Source organism: Clostridium rhizosphaerae, from assembly GCF_016765585.1.
GTDB classification, from domain to species: domain Bacteria; phylum Bacillota; class Clostridia; order Clostridiales; family Clostridiaceae; genus Clostridium_AT; species Clostridium_AT rhizosphaerae.
Map to the genome: position 1 here is coordinate 226,022 of NZ_JAESWC010000001.1, position 21,292 is coordinate 247,313.

The 21,292-nt window shown below is 32.6% G+C and carries 20 protein-coding genes; 10 read left to right on the forward strand and 10 right to left on the reverse strand.

Annotated features, from left to right (window positions below; genetic code table 11):
* Positions 1–383: 383 nt before the first annotated feature.
* On the reverse strand, positions 384–827 hold the full coding sequence (locus JK636_RS01115; protein ID WP_202746991.1) for an NUDIX domain-containing protein: 444 nt from the start codon (positions 825–827) through the stop codon (positions 384–386).
* A 237-nt stretch (positions 828–1,064) separates the two neighbouring features.
* On the opposite strand from JK636_RS01115, the gene JK636_RS01120 reads away from it, so the two are divergent.
* From JK636_RS01120 to JK636_RS01140, 5 genes are all read left to right on the forward strand, one after another.
* On the forward strand, positions 1,065–1,709 hold the full coding sequence (locus tag JK636_RS01120; protein WP_202746992.1) for an HAD family hydrolase: 645 nt from the start codon (positions 1,065–1,067) through the stop codon (positions 1,707–1,709).
* Between the two features lie 32 nt (positions 1,710–1,741).
* On the forward strand, positions 1,742–2,386 hold the full coding sequence (locus JK636_RS01125) for an NUDIX domain-containing protein (protein ID WP_202746993.1): 645 nt from the start codon (positions 1,742–1,744) through the stop codon (positions 2,384–2,386).
* Between the two features lie 65 nt (positions 2,387–2,451).
* Complete coding sequence (locus JK636_RS01130) at positions 2,452–2,922, forward strand: NUDIX hydrolase (protein ID WP_202746994.1); 471 nt, start codon at positions 2,452–2,454, stop codon at positions 2,920–2,922.
* 160 nt (positions 2,923–3,082) lie between these two features.
* Positions 3,083–3,838, forward strand: a complete 756-nt coding sequence (locus JK636_RS01135; protein WP_202746995.1) for a Nif3-like dinuclear metal center hexameric protein — start codon at positions 3,083–3,085, stop codon at positions 3,836–3,838.
* A 58-nt stretch (positions 3,839–3,896) separates the two neighbouring features.
* Positions 3,897–4,595 carry a DinB family protein gene (locus tag JK636_RS01140; RefSeq protein WP_202746996.1) on the forward strand — a complete coding sequence of 233 codons (699 nt, stop codon included), beginning with the start codon at positions 3,897–3,899 and terminating at the stop codon, positions 4,593–4,595.
* A gap of 34 nt (positions 4,596–4,629) precedes the next feature.
* On the opposite strand, the gene JK636_RS01145 is transcribed toward JK636_RS01140, so the two are convergent.
* On the reverse strand, positions 4,630–5,490 hold the full coding sequence (locus JK636_RS01145; RefSeq protein WP_202746997.1) for a helix-turn-helix domain-containing protein: 861 nt from the start codon (positions 5,488–5,490) through the stop codon (positions 4,630–4,632).
* Between the two features lie 197 nt (positions 5,491–5,687).
* Here JK636_RS01145 and mraY point away from each other — a divergent pair, with 197 nt between their 5' ends.
* Both mraY and JK636_RS01155 read left to right on the forward strand, forming a co-directional pair.
* Entirely contained in the window at positions 5,688–6,641 is a 954-nt protein-coding gene (mraY, locus tag JK636_RS01150; protein ID WP_202746998.1) for a phospho-N-acetylmuramoyl-pentapeptide-transferase, read from the forward strand.
* A gap of 284 nt (positions 6,642–6,925) precedes the next feature.
* A complete protein-coding gene (locus JK636_RS01155) occupies positions 6,926–7,690 on the forward strand; it encodes a polysaccharide deacetylase family protein (RefSeq protein WP_202746999.1) in 765 nt (254 codons plus the stop codon).
* 180 nt (positions 7,691–7,870) lie between these two features.
* On the opposite strand, the gene JK636_RS01160 is transcribed toward JK636_RS01155, so the two are convergent.
* The 5 genes from JK636_RS01160 to JK636_RS01180 form a co-directional block, all read right to left on the reverse strand.
* On the reverse strand, positions 7,871–8,494 hold the full coding sequence (locus tag JK636_RS01160; protein WP_202747000.1) for a cupin domain-containing protein: 624 nt from the start codon (positions 8,492–8,494) through the stop codon (positions 7,871–7,873).
* A gap of 136 nt (positions 8,495–8,630) precedes the next feature.
* Positions 8,631–11,984: an ABC transporter permease gene (locus JK636_RS01165; RefSeq protein WP_202747001.1), complete on the reverse strand. Its 3,354-nt coding sequence runs from the start codon at positions 11,982–11,984 to the stop codon at positions 8,631–8,633.
* A gap of 2 nt (positions 11,985–11,986) precedes the next feature.
* On the reverse strand, positions 11,987–12,691 hold the full coding sequence (locus JK636_RS01170) for an ABC transporter ATP-binding protein (RefSeq protein WP_202747002.1): 705 nt from the start codon (positions 12,689–12,691) through the stop codon (positions 11,987–11,989).
* Between the two features lie 115 nt (positions 12,692–12,806).
* Positions 12,807–13,409, reverse strand: a complete 603-nt coding sequence (locus tag JK636_RS01175) for a TetR/AcrR family transcriptional regulator (protein WP_202747003.1) — start codon at positions 13,407–13,409, stop codon at positions 12,807–12,809.
* Positions 13,410–13,554: 145 nt separating this feature from the next.
* Positions 13,555–15,273: a hypothetical protein gene (locus JK636_RS01180; RefSeq protein WP_202747004.1), complete on the reverse strand. Its 1,719-nt coding sequence runs from the start codon at positions 15,271–15,273 to the stop codon at positions 13,555–13,557.
* Between the two features lie 226 nt (positions 15,274–15,499).
* On the opposite strand from JK636_RS01180, the gene JK636_RS01185 reads away from it, so the two are divergent.
* On the forward strand, positions 15,500–16,039 hold the full coding sequence (locus JK636_RS01185; protein WP_202747005.1) for a GNAT family N-acetyltransferase: 540 nt from the start codon (positions 15,500–15,502) through the stop codon (positions 16,037–16,039).
* Between the two features lie 38 nt (positions 16,040–16,077).
* On the opposite strand, the gene JK636_RS01190 is transcribed toward JK636_RS01185, so the two are convergent.
* Genes JK636_RS01190 through JK636_RS01200 form a run of 3 tightly spaced genes read right to left on the reverse strand, consistent with a single transcriptional unit; the run spans position 16,078 to position 19,308 of the window.
* Entirely contained in the window at positions 16,078–17,244 is a 1,167-nt protein-coding gene (locus tag JK636_RS01190; RefSeq protein ID WP_202747006.1) for an ABC transporter permease, read from the reverse strand.
* Complete coding sequence (locus tag JK636_RS01195; protein WP_202747007.1) at positions 17,231–18,361, reverse strand: ABC transporter permease; 1,131 nt, start codon at positions 18,359–18,361, stop codon at positions 17,231–17,233. Before JK636_RS01195 ends, JK636_RS01190 begins: the two co-directional genes overlap by 14 nt.
* A 14-nt stretch (positions 18,362–18,375) precedes the next feature.
* A complete protein-coding gene (locus JK636_RS01200) occupies positions 18,376–19,308 on the reverse strand; it encodes an ABC transporter ATP-binding protein (RefSeq protein WP_202747008.1) in 933 nt (310 codons plus the stop codon).
* 203 nt (positions 19,309–19,511) lie between these two features.
* Here JK636_RS01200 and JK636_RS01205 point away from each other — a divergent pair, with 203 nt between their 5' ends.
* Both JK636_RS01205 and JK636_RS01210 read left to right on the forward strand, forming a co-directional pair.
* The gene (locus tag JK636_RS01205; RefSeq protein ID WP_202747009.1) at positions 19,512–20,573 is read left to right on the forward strand and encodes a sensor histidine kinase; all 1,062 of its coding nucleotides are present in this window, start codon (positions 19,512–19,514) and stop codon (positions 20,571–20,573) included.
* A gap of 41 nt (positions 20,574–20,614) precedes the next feature.
* Positions 20,615–21,235, forward strand: coding sequence for a response regulator transcription factor (locus tag JK636_RS01210; protein ID WP_202747010.1), 621 nt, complete (start codon positions 20,615–20,617; stop codon positions 21,233–21,235).
* The last annotated feature ends 57 nt before the right edge of the window (positions 21,236–21,292 follow it).

A 21,292-nucleotide genomic window follows, 5' to 3' on the forward strand; every position in this document is an offset into this window, starting at 1 on the left:
TTGGAGGCGTATCCTGTGAAGTTCATTAGCGTGTTTAACTTCCTGCAAGGTCTTATAATTTTAATACAAGCATTATTTACACTTTACACTAAAAGTGCTTCATTTTGGCTAGATATAGAGGTAAGCATATATACAAATTATGCTTTTATTCTGTTATCAGTACTTATGATACTATCATCTGTAGGACTATTCCTAAAGAAACATTTCGGAATTGCCCTTACCCTTTATGCCTCCATCATCCTGACTATATATGGAATTATAACTTGTTTGTACTCCTCTATTAGGGGAGGGCTAAATACATATTCAACCCCTTTTGTTACAGTTACTCAATTAATCATTTTCATTTATATTCTCAAAAGAAAATCCATCTTTAAACAATAAGTCTAGTAGTTATAGAATATATTTACGCTATGCTGAGATTCATTTCTATCTCTCAGCTCAACTAATAATTCCTTCGTAAATCCACCTAAATCATATAGCTCAATTTCTTCTAAATCAGCCCACTCATATTCTTCAGCTTCATCATTTAAACACACTTCACTTGATGAAGTTTTGCAAACATAGTCAATAAAAATAAAATGCTTCTTTTCTACGAAGGTATCACTATATATGCTTTCTTTTAAACTAATCAATTTTATATCATATATTTCTAAGCCTGTTTCCTCACGTACCTCTCTCTTTAAAGCTTCCTCTAGCTTTTCCCCTAGCTCTACATGGCCGCCGGGAATTACATATTTATTATCCCATTTATGAGATTTACACAATAACACTTTTCCATCTGGATTAAAAATAATTGCACTAACTGTTGGTTCAGGATATCTATTCATAGCTTATTAACCTCTCTTTGCTTGCTCACAGAGCAACTTTAACTACTTACAATTATAGCATAATCTAAGTTCATTGGCTTTTTTAACAATCTTTTATATAACATACATTTCTCAATAACTGAAAGTAAAACTTCCATACTTATACCTTTATGGTATAATTTAATAAAACATATTGAACTTTTAGAACTGGGATATTCATCTTACTAAGCCAATTTTTTCAATAGGAGAATATATAAAATGGAAAGTTTAAAACTTGTTTGTTTTGATCTTGATGATACTCTAATCAGAGAAATTCATTCGGTTATGCTGCCATGTATATTAAATGGAAAAGAAAAAGAGCACTCAATTATTCAAAGCCAAGAGGATATTGGTCTTATCGACTATATATCAGCAGACTATCTTAGAGCAAAACTTCTTCTAGGTCTTGAGGAATGCAAAATTGCTCAATCTTTTTTAGAGATTGCAAAACCATTAAAGAACATAAAAAATGTTGTTGAAGCCTTACACAAGAACAATATTAAATGCATTGTTATTACCGTCGGACCAAAACAGGTAGCTAAAGTTGTAAGCGATATTTGGGGCTTTGATGATTACTACGGCAGTGATTACGAAGTTGTTGAAGGGAAGTTTACAGGAAAAATTCTCAATTACGTCGGAGCGGAACAAAAAATAGAGTGCCTTCAGGATTTTTGTAAAAACAACCATATTAAACCTACGGAATGTGCTGCTGTAGGTGACGGTTCAACAGATATCCCAATTTTTAAATACTGTGGAAAATCTATAGCAATAAACAGTTCACCTAAAGTTCAAGAAAATGCACTATATTCAATTGATACAGACGATCTAACAGATATTCTTAAGTATATATTGTCAGCATACTAATACTTAAAAGTTAAAATCAAGCGAGGTAAAAAATGAATGCTTTAGAAAAAGTAACAATATTCATAACTAGGACTAGAAATGGAGTAACTGAGCTGCTTCTATTTAAACATCCTAATGCAGGTATACAAATTCCTGCAGGAACTGTAGAGATAGGCGAAACTCCACTTGAAGCAGCTTTAAGAGAAGCAAAAGAAGAAACAGGACTACAGGAATTTGAAAATAAAACATATATCGGTTTAATGAAGACAAGCTTACCTAAAGATAGATTTGTTGTCATAAATAGAACAAAAGTATTCTCAAGACCAGATGTAACCAGCTTTGATTGGGCGCAATTCAGGAGAGGAATATGGGTAAATTCATGTAATAGAGCTGAGGATGAATTTTTTCAGGTCGAATATAAAGAAGATGATAGATATCCTAATCCTAATTATGTAACCTATAAAATTATGGGCTGGGTTCCTAAAGAGTGCCTATCTCAGGAATTAGTACGACATTTCTATCACTTTTCTTTCAATAGCGATACACAAGCAGAGTGGACGCAGTTTACGGATAACCATAATTTCAAACTATTTTGGGCTCCAATTTCTAAGTTGCCTAATATAGTAGCTCCGCAAAACCAGTGGCTGGAATATATAGCTAATGAATTAGGTTATAATTTGAAGAGTACAACAGATTAATTATATATAAATTTGTAGATTCCAATGATAGGCTTGCAAATTAAAGACTAAATAAGGAGGAGCAAATGAAGGAAGTTAATTACGTAAAATACATACGCGACAGAGTTGGTCATGATGAAATAAATCTGACAGGAGTTAACGTATTAATAATAAATGAAAATAATCAAGTCCTTCTCCAAAAACGCGGCACCTTTCCATACAAATGGGGGTTAATAGGTGGAATCACTGAATTGGGAGAATCCTTAGAACAAACTGCTGTTAGAGAAGCTAAGGAAGAAACAGGGTTAGATATTAAAGAACTAACATTATTAGGGACTACCTCAGGAGAAAAATGTTACATGGAGCATCCAAATGGTGATAAGGTGTACTTTATAACTGTTGGGTATTTTACTAAAAACTTTAAGGGTTTATTAAAAATAGATAATTTTGAAACTAAAGAATTGAATTTTTTCACTTATGAAGAATTGCCTGCTAATATACCTAACAGCCATAGGATAATGATAGATAACTATTATCATGGCGGCGTATATAGATAGCAGAAGTCATTAAATATCCAATAGTTTAATAAGGAGGTTGAAGTCCTAAATGGACTTTAGCAGGTAACTTATGAGCGAAGCGAATGTTTTAAGTTACCCAGTGCCCAAAAGGGAACGAGTGCTTTAGACTACCCAGTGTTCCGACAAAAAGGAGGAAATCATGCTAATTAGTGATTTTGAAAACTTTATTATGGATGCTTTCACAAAGGAAAAGTTAGAAATTGTTAAAAACAAGAACGAATACGGCTTCACTAATATAGGCAAAAATAATATTTCAAAGCTTGGATATTGTACAAATCTAACCATAGAATCTGTGCAAGAAGCAGTTAAAAATAATGTTGATTTGCTGATAACACATCACGATGCCTGGGAATGGATGAGCGGAATAAAAGAAGAAGTTACAGAAATTCTAAAGCAGGCTAACATAACCCACTTCTTTGTTCATTTACCTTTAGATGATGCTGAATTTGGCAATAATTGCTCAATATTAAAAAAACTTAACTTTAAGACCGTAGATAAATTTTCAAATGAAGAGGGAATGTATTGCGGAAGGATAGGTGAACTTGAAGAACCAATTAAGTTCGAAGAGCTTGTAAATAAAATAGAAGTGCTATTAGAGGAACCCGTACGAAAATGGAAGAACAATGATAAATTAATAAAGAGAATCGCAGTTGTAACAGGAGCAGGTTTTTCTGCAATTGACATAAAAGACGCAGTTAACCTTGATTGCGATGCATATTTTACCGGTGAAAAGATACTTTACACTGTTCAATATGCTCAGTTCAGTAAAATTAATCTCATAGTTGGCAGTCATACCTTTACTGAGATATTTGGATTAGAAAGCTTAGGAAAAATGATAAAGGAAAAATATTCTGAGCTAGAGATTATAAGAATCCATGAAGAACACGTTGAGTAAGCATTTCATAGAAGTCTATTGGTATTTAAAATTATAGTAAAGATAGTAGGTGATAAATATGAATACAGATGACAGAAAACAATTATGGAATTCAAATCAAAATCTATTAAAAAGTATAATAACAAAGAAGGATAAGTTTGATGAAGCAATTGATTTATGCTTAAAGCAGCATGCTATGGTTCACCTTTCTGAGGTATCGCAAATTGATGAGACAACCTTTGAGGATGATTTATGGGATAATTTAAGCGATGCAGCTTTTAGAACTATGCCCTCACCAAAGGATGAGTCTACTATAGCTTGGTGTTTATGGCATTTATCCAGAATCGAAGATATAACAATGAGCATATTAATAGCTGATGATATCCAAGTTATAAACAGTGATAAATGGCTTGAAAAAATGAAAGTAAGGATTTGCGACACGGGCAATGCCATGACTAATGAAGAGATTATTGATTTCAGCCTAAAGATAGACATGCAGGAGCTGAAAAATTACAGAAAAGCTGTAGGAAGAAAAACCAGAGAAATTATCAAAAACCTCAATCCTTCCGATATAAAAAAGAAAATGGAGGCATCTAGATTGCAGCGAATCTTAGATGAAGGTGCAGTATTAGATGTTGAGGCTTCGAAATGGCTAATTGATTTTTGGGGCAGAAAAAATACTGCCGGTATTTTACTAATGCCTATAACACGCCATAATATTGTCCATCTTAACGAAGCAATGCAGCTTAAGGAAAAATGCAGAAAACTATCTAAGTAATTATTAAAAACTGCCTATTGTTCAGTACTTAAAGTTATATAAGCTTTTGCAAAAAATTATAGGCAGTTTCATCTTCCCATTGGGATAACTTAATACTTCCCCTACTCAATTCTTCAGTATTAAACTTTAGTAAATCTTTTAAGTTGTCATAATACATTTCTCTATCCAATCTAACCCTGCTGAATAAAATTTTTTGAACGCACGGCTTGCTGTTTGCATCTGAAGGAAGCACGAGAATAGCCAGCCCTCCAAGATATTTGTTCTTATTTATGTTTGGCTTAATCATACTTATGTAGGCAGCGCCGTCACTTTGACTATTCAGATTAAAATCTATGAGTTTTTCAGAGGCATTACAATTTCCCTTGAAGTATTTCACTACTGAGCCCCTTGCTAAAATCTTAAAAACCACAGCATCATTATTAAATTCAATAATACCTTCATGTATTGCCCCTTCTTTAGCAATGTTTGTAACTAGAAAATAAGCATAATATTTATCTTCAAATATATTAGGTTCACTTATATTATTAGTTGCCATACTTTCTATATCACCCGCAGTCAGCGGTGTAGATAAAAGTTCTTCTAATGAAATATTATAAACCTCGCAAATATACAACAAGGTTTCTATAGAAGGAAACGCCTCGCCTGATTTATATTTTGAAAGCAAATCTTCTGACACGCCTATTTTCTTTGCAAGTTTTTTCTGAGTAGCTTCAAGCATAATAAGCCTCCTTAAATTGTATACAAAGGTCTTGGAGACTTTTTCATAAATATTATTTTTTAAAGCCTTTACCTTGTTATTATCCTCAAAGGACGCTTTAGGATTACTCTTAATATTTCTCAATTCATTTTTAACTTTTTCATCTATTTCTTTCAATTCACATAAATCTCTACTCACTTTTATCTCCCCATGCTCATAGTTACGTTTATTTTCTATAATTACACTCAAGTTAGTTGAATATTATTCAACTAACTATCCTATTGTTTTCAATTATATTTGATATTTATACATACTTATTGAGTGAAGTTAATTAATATACTACCATAATTATGTAACTTTAAAAATACTTAACTAAAAGAAAGCTGGTGTATATTTTGAACTATATTGTTTATGCAGTACTACTGAGCTTTGCAATATCCTCAATTACCGGCTGGTTCTTAATTCCGGTATTTAAAGCTCTAAAACTTGGACAAAACATCCGAGAAGAAGGACCCAAAAGCCATTATAAAAAAGCAAATACCCCTACTTTTGGAGGAATTATATTTATTTTTTCTTCTATAATAGCAATGCTGTTCTTTCACAAACAATTTAATAAGGAGATACTTTTTGTTGTTTGTTCCTTTGCAGTTTTTGGACTTATAGGATTTCTTGATGATTTTTTAAAAAAGATACATAAAAAGAATGAAGGATTGGCCTCAAAACAAAAAATGCTGCTTTTAATAGTTGTTTCCACAGCCTGCACCATTTATGCCTATACTAATCCATCAATTGGATCTACAATTATGATTCCTTTTATAAGAAAAAATTTAAATCTTGGAATACTGTACATACCATTTGTATTATTTATCTATGCATCAACAACAAATTCGGTAAACTTGACTGACGGACTAGATGGACTTGCTACCTCCGTCACTTTGCTTGTAATGGTGTTTTTTTCTTTAATAAGCTTCAGCATGGGTTATTATTCGCTGTCAATCTTCTGCGGATGCGTATCCGGCTCTTTGCTTGGATTTTTAAGATATAATTCCTTTCCGGCAAGAATAATTATGGGAGATACCGGCGCGCTGGCACTTGGCGGACTTATATCATCAGTAGCAATCGTAATTAAAAATCCGCTCATTATCGCGATTGTCGGCGGAATTTATGTTTTAGAAGCACTGTCTGACTTAATACAAATAATATATTTTAAAACTACAGGTAAAAGATTTTTTAAGATGGCTCCTATTCACCATTCTTTTGAATTATCCGGGTGGCACGAGGCCAAAATAGTTTCTTTATTTTCAATTATTACAACACTTCTATGCCTTATCGGCTTCTTATCTTTTTGAAATACATTTAAAACTAAACTTATCGCGATATCTTGATAAGAAGATATCGCGATAAGGAATAAATTATATATTAATACTTCAAGTATTTTTCACTAAATAAATTTTGAAACCATCATGCCTTTTTATTCTTAACATATATTACCTGTTATTAAACTCCTATAATCTACTAACAATAAAATCAAATTACATTATAAAAATGCAATACGAAATATTTATAAAGAGTAAGCAACCATTTTCCCGACATGCATTTAGCTTTAAAACATCTTAGGAGAGGACTGATTATAATGAAAACTAACATATATACAAGATTATTACCTCTACTAATAGTCTTAACAATCATTGTTTCTATAATATATCCTTACAAATACGTTCAGGGCAAGGAAGAAGATTGTACGAAGAAAAAGGTATATCTTACTTTTGATGATGGTCCAATACCTATTATAACTGATAAGATACTGGATACTCTTAAAGAGCAGAATGTTAAAGCAACATTTTTTGTAGTTGGTAAGGAAATACCTGAAAGAGAAGAACTACTTAAAAGAATGCATAATGACGGCCATACTATAGGCTTACATACCTACAGTCATAAATTCAAAAAAATCTATCGAAGCGAAGATGCTTTGGTTAATGAAATGCTACAGACGCAGAAAAAAATTAAAGAAACTATAAACATTTCTCCTACTTCGGTGAGATTTCCAGGAGGGAGCTCCCACCATCTTACACGAAGTCTTTTAGATAAGCTTCACAGCTATAACCTTAAAGTATACGATTGGAACGTAGATTTATATGATGGCAGCAGACCAGATGCTACTGTCAGTCAAATTATTAAAAATGGTGAAAATATAAAACCTCAGTATTCAAGAATAATAATACTTGCACACTGCAATTCAAATAACATGAATACAGTTAAGGCTTTGCCTGAAATAATAAAGTTTTATAAAGATTCAGGCTTTGAATTTTGTGCTATTACAGATGATACTGATGAATATTATTATAGGTTGAAGCAAAGCTTTAATGACTTTTCTGAGTCAATAAAACTCTTCAGATAGGACTCTTTTTAATTTTGCAGTATGATTTATACATTTATAAAAATAAGCTGTAATCATTAGGTTTTAGCTCAATGGATAACCTGATATTACAGCTTAATATATTTATAAAAACTTTGGGAAGAAGGATTTTAAGTTGGTGCAAATACATATCTTCTTTAGTTAACAGCCTGTATTCTCCAACTAATCATGATCACTTGGCTTAGTTACATGAACTACTCCATGAGGATGTTGGGGCGGTGCATAAATAGAGTATACTTTTAGAGGCGTATCTCCTGTATTAATAACATTGTGCCAAGTTCCTGCAGGTACCATTATTGCAAAGTCGTCTGAAACTCTAGCTTGAAAATCAAGATTGTCTTTTCTGGTTCCCATTCTAACAATTGCCTGACCTTCTTCAACGCGTATAAATTGATCAACATTTGGGTGAATTTCTAATCCTATATCATCACCAACATCTATACTCATTAATGTGACCTGCAGATGTTTTCCTGTCCATAAAGCAGTGCGGAAATTGTCATTTTGCTTAGTAGCCTCATTTATATTAACAGTATAAGGCTGTGGGCCATAATCTTTAAGATTAACTAAACGTTCTCCTTCAAAAGAATCAGATCTGTAGGCGTAATTCATTTCATCATCATAAGGGAAATAGTCTTCCGTAAACTGCCTGTAGAAATACGGATTATAAATTGTTGCGTTATCCATATAAGGATATGGATAATTCTCATAGTTATATCCATCATCTGAGTAGTATCTTGATGAATCATCATAATAAGGACATGGATATGTCCTGTGGTTATTATACATTTCATTCCTTCCTTTTAAGTAATCACAATATTATGCTATGATTTAAAGTTATGAAAGGTGTCTGTTTAGAAACTTTTAGAGCTATAACTCTAAAAAATACCCCGCCTTTTTCATTTCTGAAAAAAACGGGGTATTTTTATTCTGCACTCTTAAGCGACTCTATCATATCGATTTTATCAAAACGCTTATACATAGCTAAGTTTACAATTACTGAAAACAAGATAGTAAGTAAAACGGAATATATAAAATAAATCGGGCTGATTTTTTCTAAAAATTTAATTACATTTGTTTCAGCAGTAACAAGAATAAACTTGTTTAATAGTATCCCTGCCCCGATTCCTGCTATGCTTCCTATTACTGTTAGTATCATGTTTTCTCTGTATATATAAGCTGCAAGTTCATGATCATAAAAACCTAAAAGCTTAATAGTTGCCAGTTCTCTTCTTCTCTCAGAAATATTAATATTTGTAAGATTGTATATTACAACAAAAGCTAGAACTCCTGCAGATACTATAAGCACAAGAACTACAGTATTAACACTATCAATACTCTTATTGTAGTCAACATGAACATTATTTTTAAAACCTACAGAATTTACACTGCTTATAGCTTTTAAAGCGCTGGAAGTGTTATTTTCGTCAGCCTCAGATAAACTTTTTAAAAGTCCATAGAAGCTGTTATAAGTTATATTGCTGCCTGTTATCTTTTGATAATAAGCTGGGCTCATATAAATATAATGCTGAATGTAATGCTCTGTTACAGCAGAAACCTTAGCCTCTACAACCTTATCATTAAGTGTAATTTCTACAGTGTCTCCTATCTTTTTATTTATAAGTTTTGATAGTTTTTCTGTTAGTATAACGCCATTATCCTCAAGCTTTAATTCTTGATCTTTAGTATTTAAATTTATATAATTGTTTAGTTCAGTGTTATTTTCAGGAACAATTACATAAGCATCCTGACTCTTTAAATTTTTACCTTTTATTGAAGCATTCTTTGAATAAGTAAACAATATAGATTTAATGTTTGAATCCTTAAGTGACTTTTCTTTTACATCATTCTTATCAGCTTCATTTATGCTTTTATTAAGAGTCCCCTGCATATCGTATCTATAGATTTTACTAAATTGAGATTCAGTTGCTCCAATTATTCCTTCTTTAAGTCCAAAGCCGGTTATCATAAGCCCTGTACAAGCTGCTATACCTACAACCGTCATAAAAAGTCTCTGTTTATATCTAAAGATATTTCTTGCAGTAACCTTCTTTGTGAAACTAATCCTCTTCCATATAAAGATCATTCTTTCAAGAAGTATTTTCTTACCTGATTTAGGTGGCTTTGGTCTCATTAAAGATGCTGGAACCTCCCTTAATTCATCCAAAGTTGCTGCTACAGCAGCTATTGCTGTAAATAATACAGCTACCAAGGAAGCCTGCAGTGCAATACCTGTATTAAACGGTGTTACGTTATCTGCAATCGCGTAAAGTGACCCGTAAGCATTCATTATCAAAGGAGGGAATAACCTAAACCCAATTGATATACCTATAAGACTTCCAATAACACTTGCTGAAAGTGCGTAAATAAGATACTGAGCTACTATTGAAGTTCTTGAATAACCTAAAGCCTTAAAGGTACCTATCTCTATTCTCTTTTCCTGTACCATTCTTGTCATTGTAGTAAGACTTACCAAAGCTGCCACAAGGAAGAATATGAGTGGAAATGCCTTTCCTATATTGTCTATTCTGTCGCTGTCCTGCCTGTAAGTTTCATAGCCTACATTCTCAGACCTTCCAAGAACATACCAGTCAGGCTTTTTTATATCATTGAGTTTATCTCTGTTCTTTTGAATTTCATCTTCTGCATCTTTAATTTTGGTATTTGCCTTTTCTTCTTCTGATTTTAGCTTTTCAGTATTAGTATCAATTTCTTTTTGCCCGTCTTCAAGCTTTTTTCTTCCACTTTCAAGCTTTGAAAGACCTTCTGCCCTTCCCTTATTTAGCTCTATCTCTGCAGTTGCAATTTTTTTCTTACTAGAGTCAAGCTGAGCTATACCATTATTAAGCTGCACTTCACCATCTTGAAGCTTCTTTTCATTAGCGGCAAGCTGCAGCCTTCCATTGCTTATATCTGAAGCTGATTTATCAAAATTATTTTTTAATGCTTCTAAATCAAAATAAACTTTTATACTTTCTAAAGCATTATCAGCCTTTAAAGAGCTGTACATACTGTCAAAATCTTTTCCCTTAATATCTTTTTCATAAAGCTGATTCATCGCAGTATATTGATATCCATAAATAGGGTTCAAAGGGTTAGCATCAGCAAGCTTTTTAGCATTTGCTACCTGCTCTGCAATTGCTGAAGAAATACTTCCTGCTGCCTGAACTTTGCCTGCATTTAATTTTGCTTCACCCTCATCAAGCTGTTTTTCACCTTCAGAAAGCTGAAGCTTTCCATTTTCAATATCCTTCTTCTTTGAATTTATTTCATTTTCTCCAGATAGGATTTGCTTTTTGCCATCCTCTATTTGCTTTTTACCATCTGCCATTTTTTGATTAAAAAGGGTTTCATTTTTCTTAAGTTCTTCCCAACCTTTAGCCAGCTTATCTTTTGCATCATTTAACTGCTTATACCCATCAGCAAATTTATCTGTTGCTTCTTTCTTCGAGCTGTTAAGCTTTTCTTCTGCTTCATTTAGCTTATCTGTTCCAGTTTTTAAAACCTCAGCATATCTTATTTCATTTCTTGATAATCCAAGATTTTTAAGAGAACTTTTTATACTGTCAATTTTATTATTATAGCCTTGGTTATCTAAAAGGCTATTTGTTGATTCTGTTCCTTCTGTTCGTACATAAATTTCTGTATAAACCTCACTCTTAAAAACCTCTGGAAGTATATACACAAAGCCTCTTACAGAACCATTTCCAACTGAGCTAAGCTGTCTTTGTGCAGATACATATAAAGGTGACTCCGCAGTTCCAACAATCATAAATTTAGTGTTTTTCAAATTATCTTCAATTTTTGTGTCGTTTCCGGATGTGAGGACTATACTGTCACCTAAATTCAGCTTATTTTCTCTTAAAAATCTATCTTCTACCACTGCTTCATCAGCTTTTTCAGCTCGTCTGCCTTTTATCATTCTTATACTGTTAATTCCATTTTCATCAGGCAAAGCATTAATGTTGAGTACCAATTGCTTCTTATTCTTTTCAATTACTGCATCTATGGAATAGGTTCCCTCTGCTTTGCTAACACCGCTTTGTTTTTGAACCTCTGCTAAATCATCCTTGGTAAGTCCAAGAGTAGAAATCAACTTAAAATCCATGAGATTATTTTTACTAAAGTACGAATCTCCCGACATCTTCATATCAGGGCTTGTAGCTCTTACACCTGCATAAAAAGCTACTCCCACCGCAATAATTATAACTATGGATAAAAACCTTGAAAGTGTCTTTTTTATGTCTCTAAATAAATTCTTAAAAAATGTCTTCTTCATAACTACCACTCTATACTTTCTATTGATACTGGGTTTTCATTCTTCCTTACACTTGATATTTTACCGCTTTTCACAGTAATTATTTTATCAGCTATTGGTGCTATAGCTGAATTATGTGTTATAACTACAACAGTCATATTGTACAGTTTTACTGTATCAGACAAAAGCTTCAAAATAGATTTTCCAGTATTATAATCTAAAGCTCCGGTAGGTTCATCGCAAAGCAAAAGCTTTGGATTTTTTGCAATAGCTCTTGCTATAGAAACTCTTTGCTGCTCTCCTCCTGAAAGCTGAGAAGGAAAGTTATAAAGTCTATGCTCCAGTCCAACACTTTTTAACACTTCCACAGGATCCATAGGATTTTTGCAGATTTCTACTGCCAGCTCAACATTTTCTACTGCATTCAAATTTTGAACCAAATTATAAAATTGGAATACAAAACCTATATCTTCTCTTCTGTACTTAGTAAGCATTTTTTTATTATATTTGCTTATTTCATTTCCATCTACAAATATACTTCCTGAGGTTACACTGTCCATTCCACCTAAAAGATTAAGTATTGTTGATTTCCCAGCACCGCTGGCACCAAGTACAATAACAAATTCACCCTTTTCTATAGAAAACGAAACATCATCTACCGCTGTAATTGCAACTTCACCCATATCATAGGTCTTTCTTACATTTTTTAATTCTACAAAACTATTCATTTATATGTCTCTCCTTCATTAATGTCGTGAACCTAAGTTCTCTTTTAATTCAAAAAATATACTTCTTTTTACAGAAGCATATCATTATCATATGTAATGCTGAAATTCTAATTCACTATATATCTTCGCTTTCTAATTTATCTACAATATCAGTATAAAAAATATCAACTATATTGAGTATAAGTTTTCTAACTTCCGCACCATCCTTACGCTCTCTAACAATAATAGCAATACTCTCAACAAGGCTGTGAGAAACAAGATATATAGCAAAATCATCTTTAAGCTTCCTGCCTTTATTAAACAATTGATACTTCATCGTCTGAGTAACAATTCTTGTAATAAAGTCAACAAATATACTTTTGCAGTTTTCATATCTGGAACCCTTGCTTTGATTTAAAAGTATGGAAATCTCGGTGCTGCTCTCATTAACAACTTCCATTATCTCTTCCATAAGCTCATAAAATATAAGCTGAGCATTTTCATTAAGCTCCACCTTATCAAACTGCTTTATGTAATCTATAAGTCTGTGATAAACAGAGCCTATAAGATTTTCATATAAAGCTTCCTTTGATTCAAAATACTTATACATATTGCCTACAGATGTATTTGATTTTTTAGCTATACTTCTTATAGAAGCTCCCTCATAGCCTTTTTCCATAAACTCTTTCAAAGCTTCTTCTGCTATACTGTTTCGGACTTCATCTTTTAAATATTGCATTAGAAAACCTCCGTTCACTTTTAAATCTATCTCAATTTTAAGTTTCTGTCAACTTATTTTTATTGCTTTTACTAATAAAGTCATATTGTGTATTATTAGGCACACCCAAAAAGAATATATCGCGATGCCGCGATATATTCTCAATTTATTTTATGCTGTTGTTCTTAAACCCAGTTGTTGAAATAACGTTGTTATCTTTTATATCAAGATATTTAATCTCAACATTATCTCCTTCCTTGCTTAGGACAATATCAATTCCTGCTGATTTAGTAACCATATAAACCGTTGGTCCTTCTGAAAGCTTTACATAGAAAACAGTATTTCCATCCTCAGTTACAGGATTTATTCTTGATATTTTTCCTGAAATAGTTTTTTCATCTGCTTTTATGCTGTTTGCATTTTTATCATTGGAAGCACTTATCTTTCCATAAGCAATAGCATTTTTAAAGGATTCTATAGCATTTGTTTTATTATCCTCTAATACAACATAGCTATTTTGAGCGGCAACTATTGCCACCTTAACTAGAGCTCCATCTGTCTTGTTAACTACCGGAACCACCCAGGCTTCTGTTCCAAAGATATTATAAAAGAGCGGCTGTACAGGAGCCCAATTTGATTTATTTGCTCCTAAAGTTTTATCAACAGCGTTCATTGCACCTTTTCCGTTTACATAACCAGCTGTCTTGTAATAAATCATATCTCCTGTTCTCATATCCATAAGGGTATACCCCGTCATAGTAGTTGATGAACTTGAAGTGTTAGTATGGTCAGTAAACCACTTCATCTTTCCATCACCATCTATAACTCCTGTTACTTCCTTTGAATTAACCTGAAGTCCTTCTACTTTTGTATCCCCGCTCCACTCTGTAGGAATATGCACTCCAACCTTTGCAAAAAGCTTATTTATAAGCCCCTTTTCAAGAGTTCCAAAGTACTTATTATAATCCTCTGAAACATCTGATGGATAAATTTCATCTACCCATGCAGGAACTTTATCCTTACTGTAATCAGTTATTTTTCCGTCCTTAAAGGATAGTAAAAGCACACCATCAATCACAGGACCTGTACGTCCATATTTATAGTGTCCATAGGTACCTACATAATATGGATTTCCTTCGTCATCAAGTTCTGCATTAGCTTGGAAAAGTATTGCGTCAGGTTTAGCATTACGCAAATTTCTTTCTAAGTTATGTCCTAGTATAAGAGATTCTGCTGAACTTACTGGCATATTTATAATTTTAGCTTCTTCCTGCTTTTCTGCTGAAACATACATAACTCCAGGTATTTGTCTGTTTGTAATAGCTCTGAAAAATCCGTCTACTTCAATTGGGGCTACATACACAGCTCCATTTTTAGTCATTGTAATTCCAAGTTCTCCAATTTTATATACGCTTGGATTAGGCAGTGTGCCTATCATCTTCTGCATTTCGTAATAAGCAGTTTCTGGTGAAATAATCACAACATGCTCTGCATCAATTTGAGAAACCTTTTCTGTACTTTCCTTTACAGGAACCATTTTAGCAAGGTTCTTAGCTCCACCAGTTATATAAGGAAAAAGATTGTATCCAACGCTGAAAAGCATAGCTGTAACCATTATTAATGGAATTACTGACGAACCTTTTTGAACTGTCTTATTCCTTGACTTCTTATTAGCCGAAGAAGTCCCTGCATAAAAAAGCACTTGAACTAAAGCTGGAAGCCAAAGCATTGATAGCATAAAGGAAAGGCTTCTATCAAACTTTAGAATATATAAGACAAAGAAAGAAACAAGTACGCCTATGATGCCTCTTACTATCTGCTCCGGCAAATCTTCTTTTCTGATGCTTGGTTTAAGAAACAAAATGATAATTAATAAATAGAACATTTTAAAATCCCCCTGTTATTTATGCGTTATAAATTACATATTATTTATAATTCTATTATAAGTTATTTTATACCATATTACAAGTTATTTTTATTGATATATTTGTGTTATTTCTTTCATTATTTGCACTTTATATAATATAATATTATAATTACTTTACAAATAATTTACATTTACGCTTGCAATTGTAAGTTATTCATTATTGTTGCTAGGGGGATACAAAATTATGGGGCTTATTTTTAAGGAATTTAAAGATGAAATTGATAATCTTGTGGAGTTTTTAACCACAAATACTTGGGAGTTTTTTGGTACACCCAATCCAAGTCCAGAAAGAGTAAGGGCAAATTATGAAAACCAACTTTATACTGGAGAAGGATATAAAACCTTCTGGATTATTTCAGATGATGATATAAGGGTAGGAATTTTGTGGCTTTATGACTTAGACGACGGCGATCCTTTGTTCGATATAAGGATTTCAAAGAAATATATTGGCATGGGCATAGGAACAACTGCTGTTAATTGGCTTGTTTCATATGTATTCAACAACTATCTTGATATAAAAAGAATAGAAGCTAACACAAGACAAGATAATTATGGCATGAGATGTGTATTTAACAAATGTGGTTTCGCCAAAGAATCACATCATAGAAACGCATGGGTAGGCCAGGATGGAATACCTTACGATTCAATTGGCTATGGCATCACTAGAGAAGACTGGCAAAGCGGAAAAGTTACGCCAGTAAACTGGCATGACTTTAAGTGCTAATTATATGAGATAGGGGGCTGTTATGTTCAGCCCTCTTGTTAATTACTTACTCTTCTTTGCTTTATAACTACAAGCGTAACAGCCAGTACAGCCACAGCAAAGCCAATAATTATAAGCATATTTAAAAATATTGGTTCAAGATTTTGCATATCAAAATTAGTCATATTAACAATACTATTATTAGATTTTACATACCAATAGTTTGGTGTAAAGCTTGCAATTCTTAATACATTTTTCCCAAGAAGAGCCTGAGGAACAAATACTCCGCTTATAAAGCAGCTCCCTAAAGAAACCACATTTGCCGCTGCAGACATTGCTGTTTTGCTTTTTATAACATTTCCTATTAGATAACTTATACTTAAAGCCGCAAAAGTAAATATTAAGGAATTTAGAAGGAATAAAAGACCCTTAGCAGAAAACATATATCCTCTATACATTATAAAGCTTGCTAAAATCATTATTACCCATGTAATTACTGCAAAGCTTAAGTTTCCTAGTATCATTTGAAAGTTCATGCTTCTTAGCTTTATTGGAGAGCAAAGATTTCTCTTCTTAAGATCTGTATTATTAAATACAATCATAACTGAAGATACTCCTAAAATTAAAACTGAAAATAAAGCATAAGCCATATAGTTAAAATAGTAAGCACGCTTTTCATTATTGGAAGATTCATATGCTGAAGTTTTAAGATTTACATCTGTTTTTAGTGCCAAGTCCTTGTTAATATAGCTTACAAGCTGTTCCTGAGACAAATTCTCCATACTTTCAGTATAAAGCTTTGCGGTATTTAAATATTTATTTATTATACTATCTATATATATTGAACTGGTTGATCCAGGAACTATAGTCTTTTCAAGCTGAACAGTCTCTCCTTTTAATATTCCTTCTGTAAAACCTTTAGGTACTCTTACAATATACTCTGCCTGCCTGAAGAATAAAGCATCTTGTAATTTTTGTGTTTCATCAGGTATATCTACAAAGTTAACATTATTGCCGAGATAACTTTTGAAGCCCTTCACAAAAACTGAATCAGTGTCATTATTTATGAAGGCTACATTTACCTTTGCATCCGTAAAGTTCGTATTTACAGGTTTGCTGTTAGTATTAGCCAAAGCAATTGCTAAAGATATAAAAACTACAATATAAATCATTATTTGATTTAAGTTCTTTAAGATTATCTTAAAGAAAGCTTTATAAACTTGCATATTTCTGCCTCCTTAAAACCAAATAGGTTAATATGCTGAAAACTACTGTGAAAGCACATAGTATAGATATATCAATAAAAAATTGAGTATGAGTATTATAATAATATAGTGAATAAAAACAATCAGTTATCAAATTTGCAGGATTGAGATAACCTAAAATCGGAGCCTTTGTTGTAACTATATATTTCATCTTATCGTACATCATTCCTGATAAGAATGACATTGTCATTGAAGTTCCAATTAAGATTGCAATTTTAATACCTTCACCTTTTTTAACTATTGAAGCTATGCAGGTTCCAAAGGTAACTCCTGTAATTGTGCCTATTAAACAAGTCAGCGCTATATAACCCAGCTGATTTCCAAAGTTAACTTTTAATATCATAGTAAGGTATAACAATAAGATAAATATTTCTGCAAGCTGAACTGTAGCTGCAGCAGCCATAGAAGCCATAAAAAATTTCAACTTATGGGTTGGCGCCATATTAACCCTTGCTCCCTGTGGAGACAAATCAGCCTGTAAGGCAACTACTTCTTTTAATCCGCAAAAACCACCATATAGACAAGCCATTGCTATTAAAGTATAGAAGTAATTTGCTGACGTGTCCGGTGCGGAACTGCTTGAAGCAACCTCTTTTAAATACTCAGTCCTGTTCGATATATTACTTAATAATCCCTTTTGAATTGAAGCAGGATTTTCACTAATAATTGTTGTTACTGTTGATGTGGTTTGCTTATAGTCATCTAAGAAGCTTTTTAAAATAGTCTGATTTAGACCTGACTGCTTAACAACAAGCCTTATATCATTGTCAACATAAATATATCCATCTACCTTATCATCATTCAAAAGCTTCTCTGATTCTTCCTTTGTTGTATATTTTACATCCAGCAGTTTATCTGAAGTTGACTCTACTGCTTTTGCAAAACTTTCATTTTTCTTATATTGTTCATCATTAACTACAGAAACTTTGATTTTAGAAAAAGTCTCTGCATTTGAAAGATTTGAAAAGGCCATATTGAATAAGGTTGCCAAAAGTATTGGAAAGGCGAATGTCCAAAACATGGTTTGCTTATCCCTTACAATGCATTTGAGTCTATATAAATAGTTATGAAAAATCATACTGTTTCCCCTCCCTAATCTCTAAGCTCTTTACCTGTAATTTCAAGGAATACATCATTTAATGTAGGCGGTTCAGAATAAATCTTTCCAACAGCAATATTATTAGCTCTTAAATAGTCTAACAGAGCAACCAGGTTATTTTTACCTCGGCTTGATTTAGCCACAAGCAAGTTGCCGTTATATTCTGCTGAATTTATATGAGGAAGAGCTCTGACCCCCTCTAAAATTCTATTGTCGATCTTAAAGACTTCAACTGTGAGTTTTTCACCAGAATTTATCATTCCCTTTAATTCATCGTTAGTTCCTGTAGCTATTATTTTACCTTTGTCCATGATTGCAATTCTTGTACAGATTTCTTCTACCTCTTCCATATAGTGAGAGGTATAAACTATTGTGGCACCTTCTCTGTTAAGCCTTTGTATCCCCTCTAATATATTGTTTCTGCTCTGAGGGTCAACAGCAACTGTAGGTTCATCAAGTATAATAAGCTTAGGCTTATGCGCAATACCGCAGGCAATATTGAGCCTTCTTAAAAGACCTCCGCTCAGCTTTTTAGGATAAAATTTTCTAAAATCCTTAAGACCTACAAATTCAATAGCTTCCTCAACAAGTTCTTTACGTTTCTTCTTATCTGTAATATACATACCACAGAAGTAATCAATATTTTCATAAACAGTAAGTTCATCAAAAACAGCTACATTTTGCATTATTATCCCGATATTTCTTTTAATATCATAAGCATCTGGAGTCATAGGTTTATCATAAATTTCAATTGTACCTTTATCATATTTCAGCAGGGATAAAATACAGTTTATTGCTGTTGTCTTTCCTGAGCCATTTGGACCTAAAAGACCGAAAACTTCTCCTTCTCTTACTTCAAGGTTGAAGTGATCTAAGGCCACTAAATCATTATATCTTTTTACTAAATTTTTAACATTTATTACCATAGGAATACCTCCAATTATTAATCAATGATTTACGTACATTTATTTTCCATATACTAATAATAATACATTTGCTGGAAGCATATAAGTGAATAAACTCCAGGCTTAATATGACAAATGTAATAATAAACTTGAGCACTGTTATTTTAAATGTTAAAATTTATATACAATGACTATTCTTAGAAAACAAAGGTTTGGATATTATAATGAAAAAGTTAACTGATAAGCTTGTTATTTTTGTTGTTTCAGCAGCCTTGTATATACCTAATGGTAATAGCATATACACCATTGTACCAATTTTAATTTCCATAATTTTAAGTGCACTGTTAAGCTATATTGAAGATGAGCTTACTACGATAGCGGTATTTTTTATATTTTTGATCATTTGCTTCTTTAGATCTGAATTTTTATTCTTTATTCCTCTTATATGCTACGATGTAGTATCTATTAAAATTAAAGGACTGTGGATACTATCTGCTTTCCCTTTAATCGCAAATACCGCAAATGCATACCTACCTTCTGTGTGGATGATTGCCTCACTTATTATTGCTTCGTTTATTCTAAAATACCGTACTGCTTCTCTTTTAAATGTTGAAATGGATTATTATAAGCTTCGGGATACTGCTAAGGAAATATCACTGCAGCTTGAAAAGCAAAATAAAGAGCTTATAGAAGGGCAGGATTCTGAGGTTCATCTTGCTACCTTAAGAGAAAGAAATAGAATAGCAAGAGATATTCATGATAATGTAGGACATCTTCTTTCAAGGTCAATACTGCAAATAGGCGCACTTATGGCAATAAATAAAGATGTAGAAATGAAAGAAAACTTAAGGCTTGTAAAAGATACTCTCTCAGAAGCGATGGACAGTATACGAAACAGCGTACATGATTTGCACGAGGAGTCAATAGACCTTCAGACAGAAATTGAAAAGTTAATTGATAGCTTTAAATTTTGCCCTGTTAAATTTAATTATGATATAGAGACAAACCTAGATAAAAATATTAAGTATGCTTTTATATCAGTAACAAAAGAAGCTTTATCAAACATAATTAAACATTCCAATGCCACAGAGGTTTCAATTATTGTTCGTGAACACCCTGCACTTTACCAGTTGGTTATTCAGAATAATGGTTCAAAAACAAACTACAACAGCGAAAATGGCATAGGAATAAAAAACATTGCTGACAGGGTTTCAGCTATAGGCGGAAATGTGAACATTAGCACCGACAAAGGTTTTAGAATATTTATTTCGGTACCAAAAAAATAACCATCTTAAACTACCCAGTGTTTCAACTGAAAGGAGAAAATATGAAAGTTTTAGTTGTTGATGATGATAAACTAGTATGCGTATCTCTTAAAACTATACTTGAAGCCGAGAAGGATATCACAGTAGTTGGTATAGGCCATAACGGCAAAGATGCCATTGAACTTTATGAAAGTCTAAAGCCTGATATTCTTCTTATGGATATACGTATGGAAACTATGACAGGTCTTGAAGCCGGAGAAGTTATATTAAAGTCAGATAAAAACGCAAAAATACTATTTTTAACAACTTTTTCTGATGATGAGTATATAATAAAGGCTCTTCAAATGGGAGCAAAGGGTTATATTATAAAACAGAATTTCGAAAGCATTGTACCTTCACTTCGAGCAGTTCATATGGGGCAAAGCGTTTTTGGAGAAGATATTGTTACAAAAATACCTACCCTTATTAACAATAGCAATAAAGCTGACTTTTCCTCCTTCAGCATAACAGATAAGGAACTAGACATTATTACTAATGTAGCTGAAGGGTTAAGCAATAAAGAAATAGCAAGCAGGCTTTATCTAAGCGAAGGCACTGTAAGAAACAGTATTACAACTATCTTAGAAAAACTTAACTTAAGAGACAGAACTCAGCTTGCCATATTTTATTATAAAAATAAATAGAAAGATAAAAGAGCATCCTAAGGTGCTCTTTTTTTAATCTTATTAACCTCTTTATAC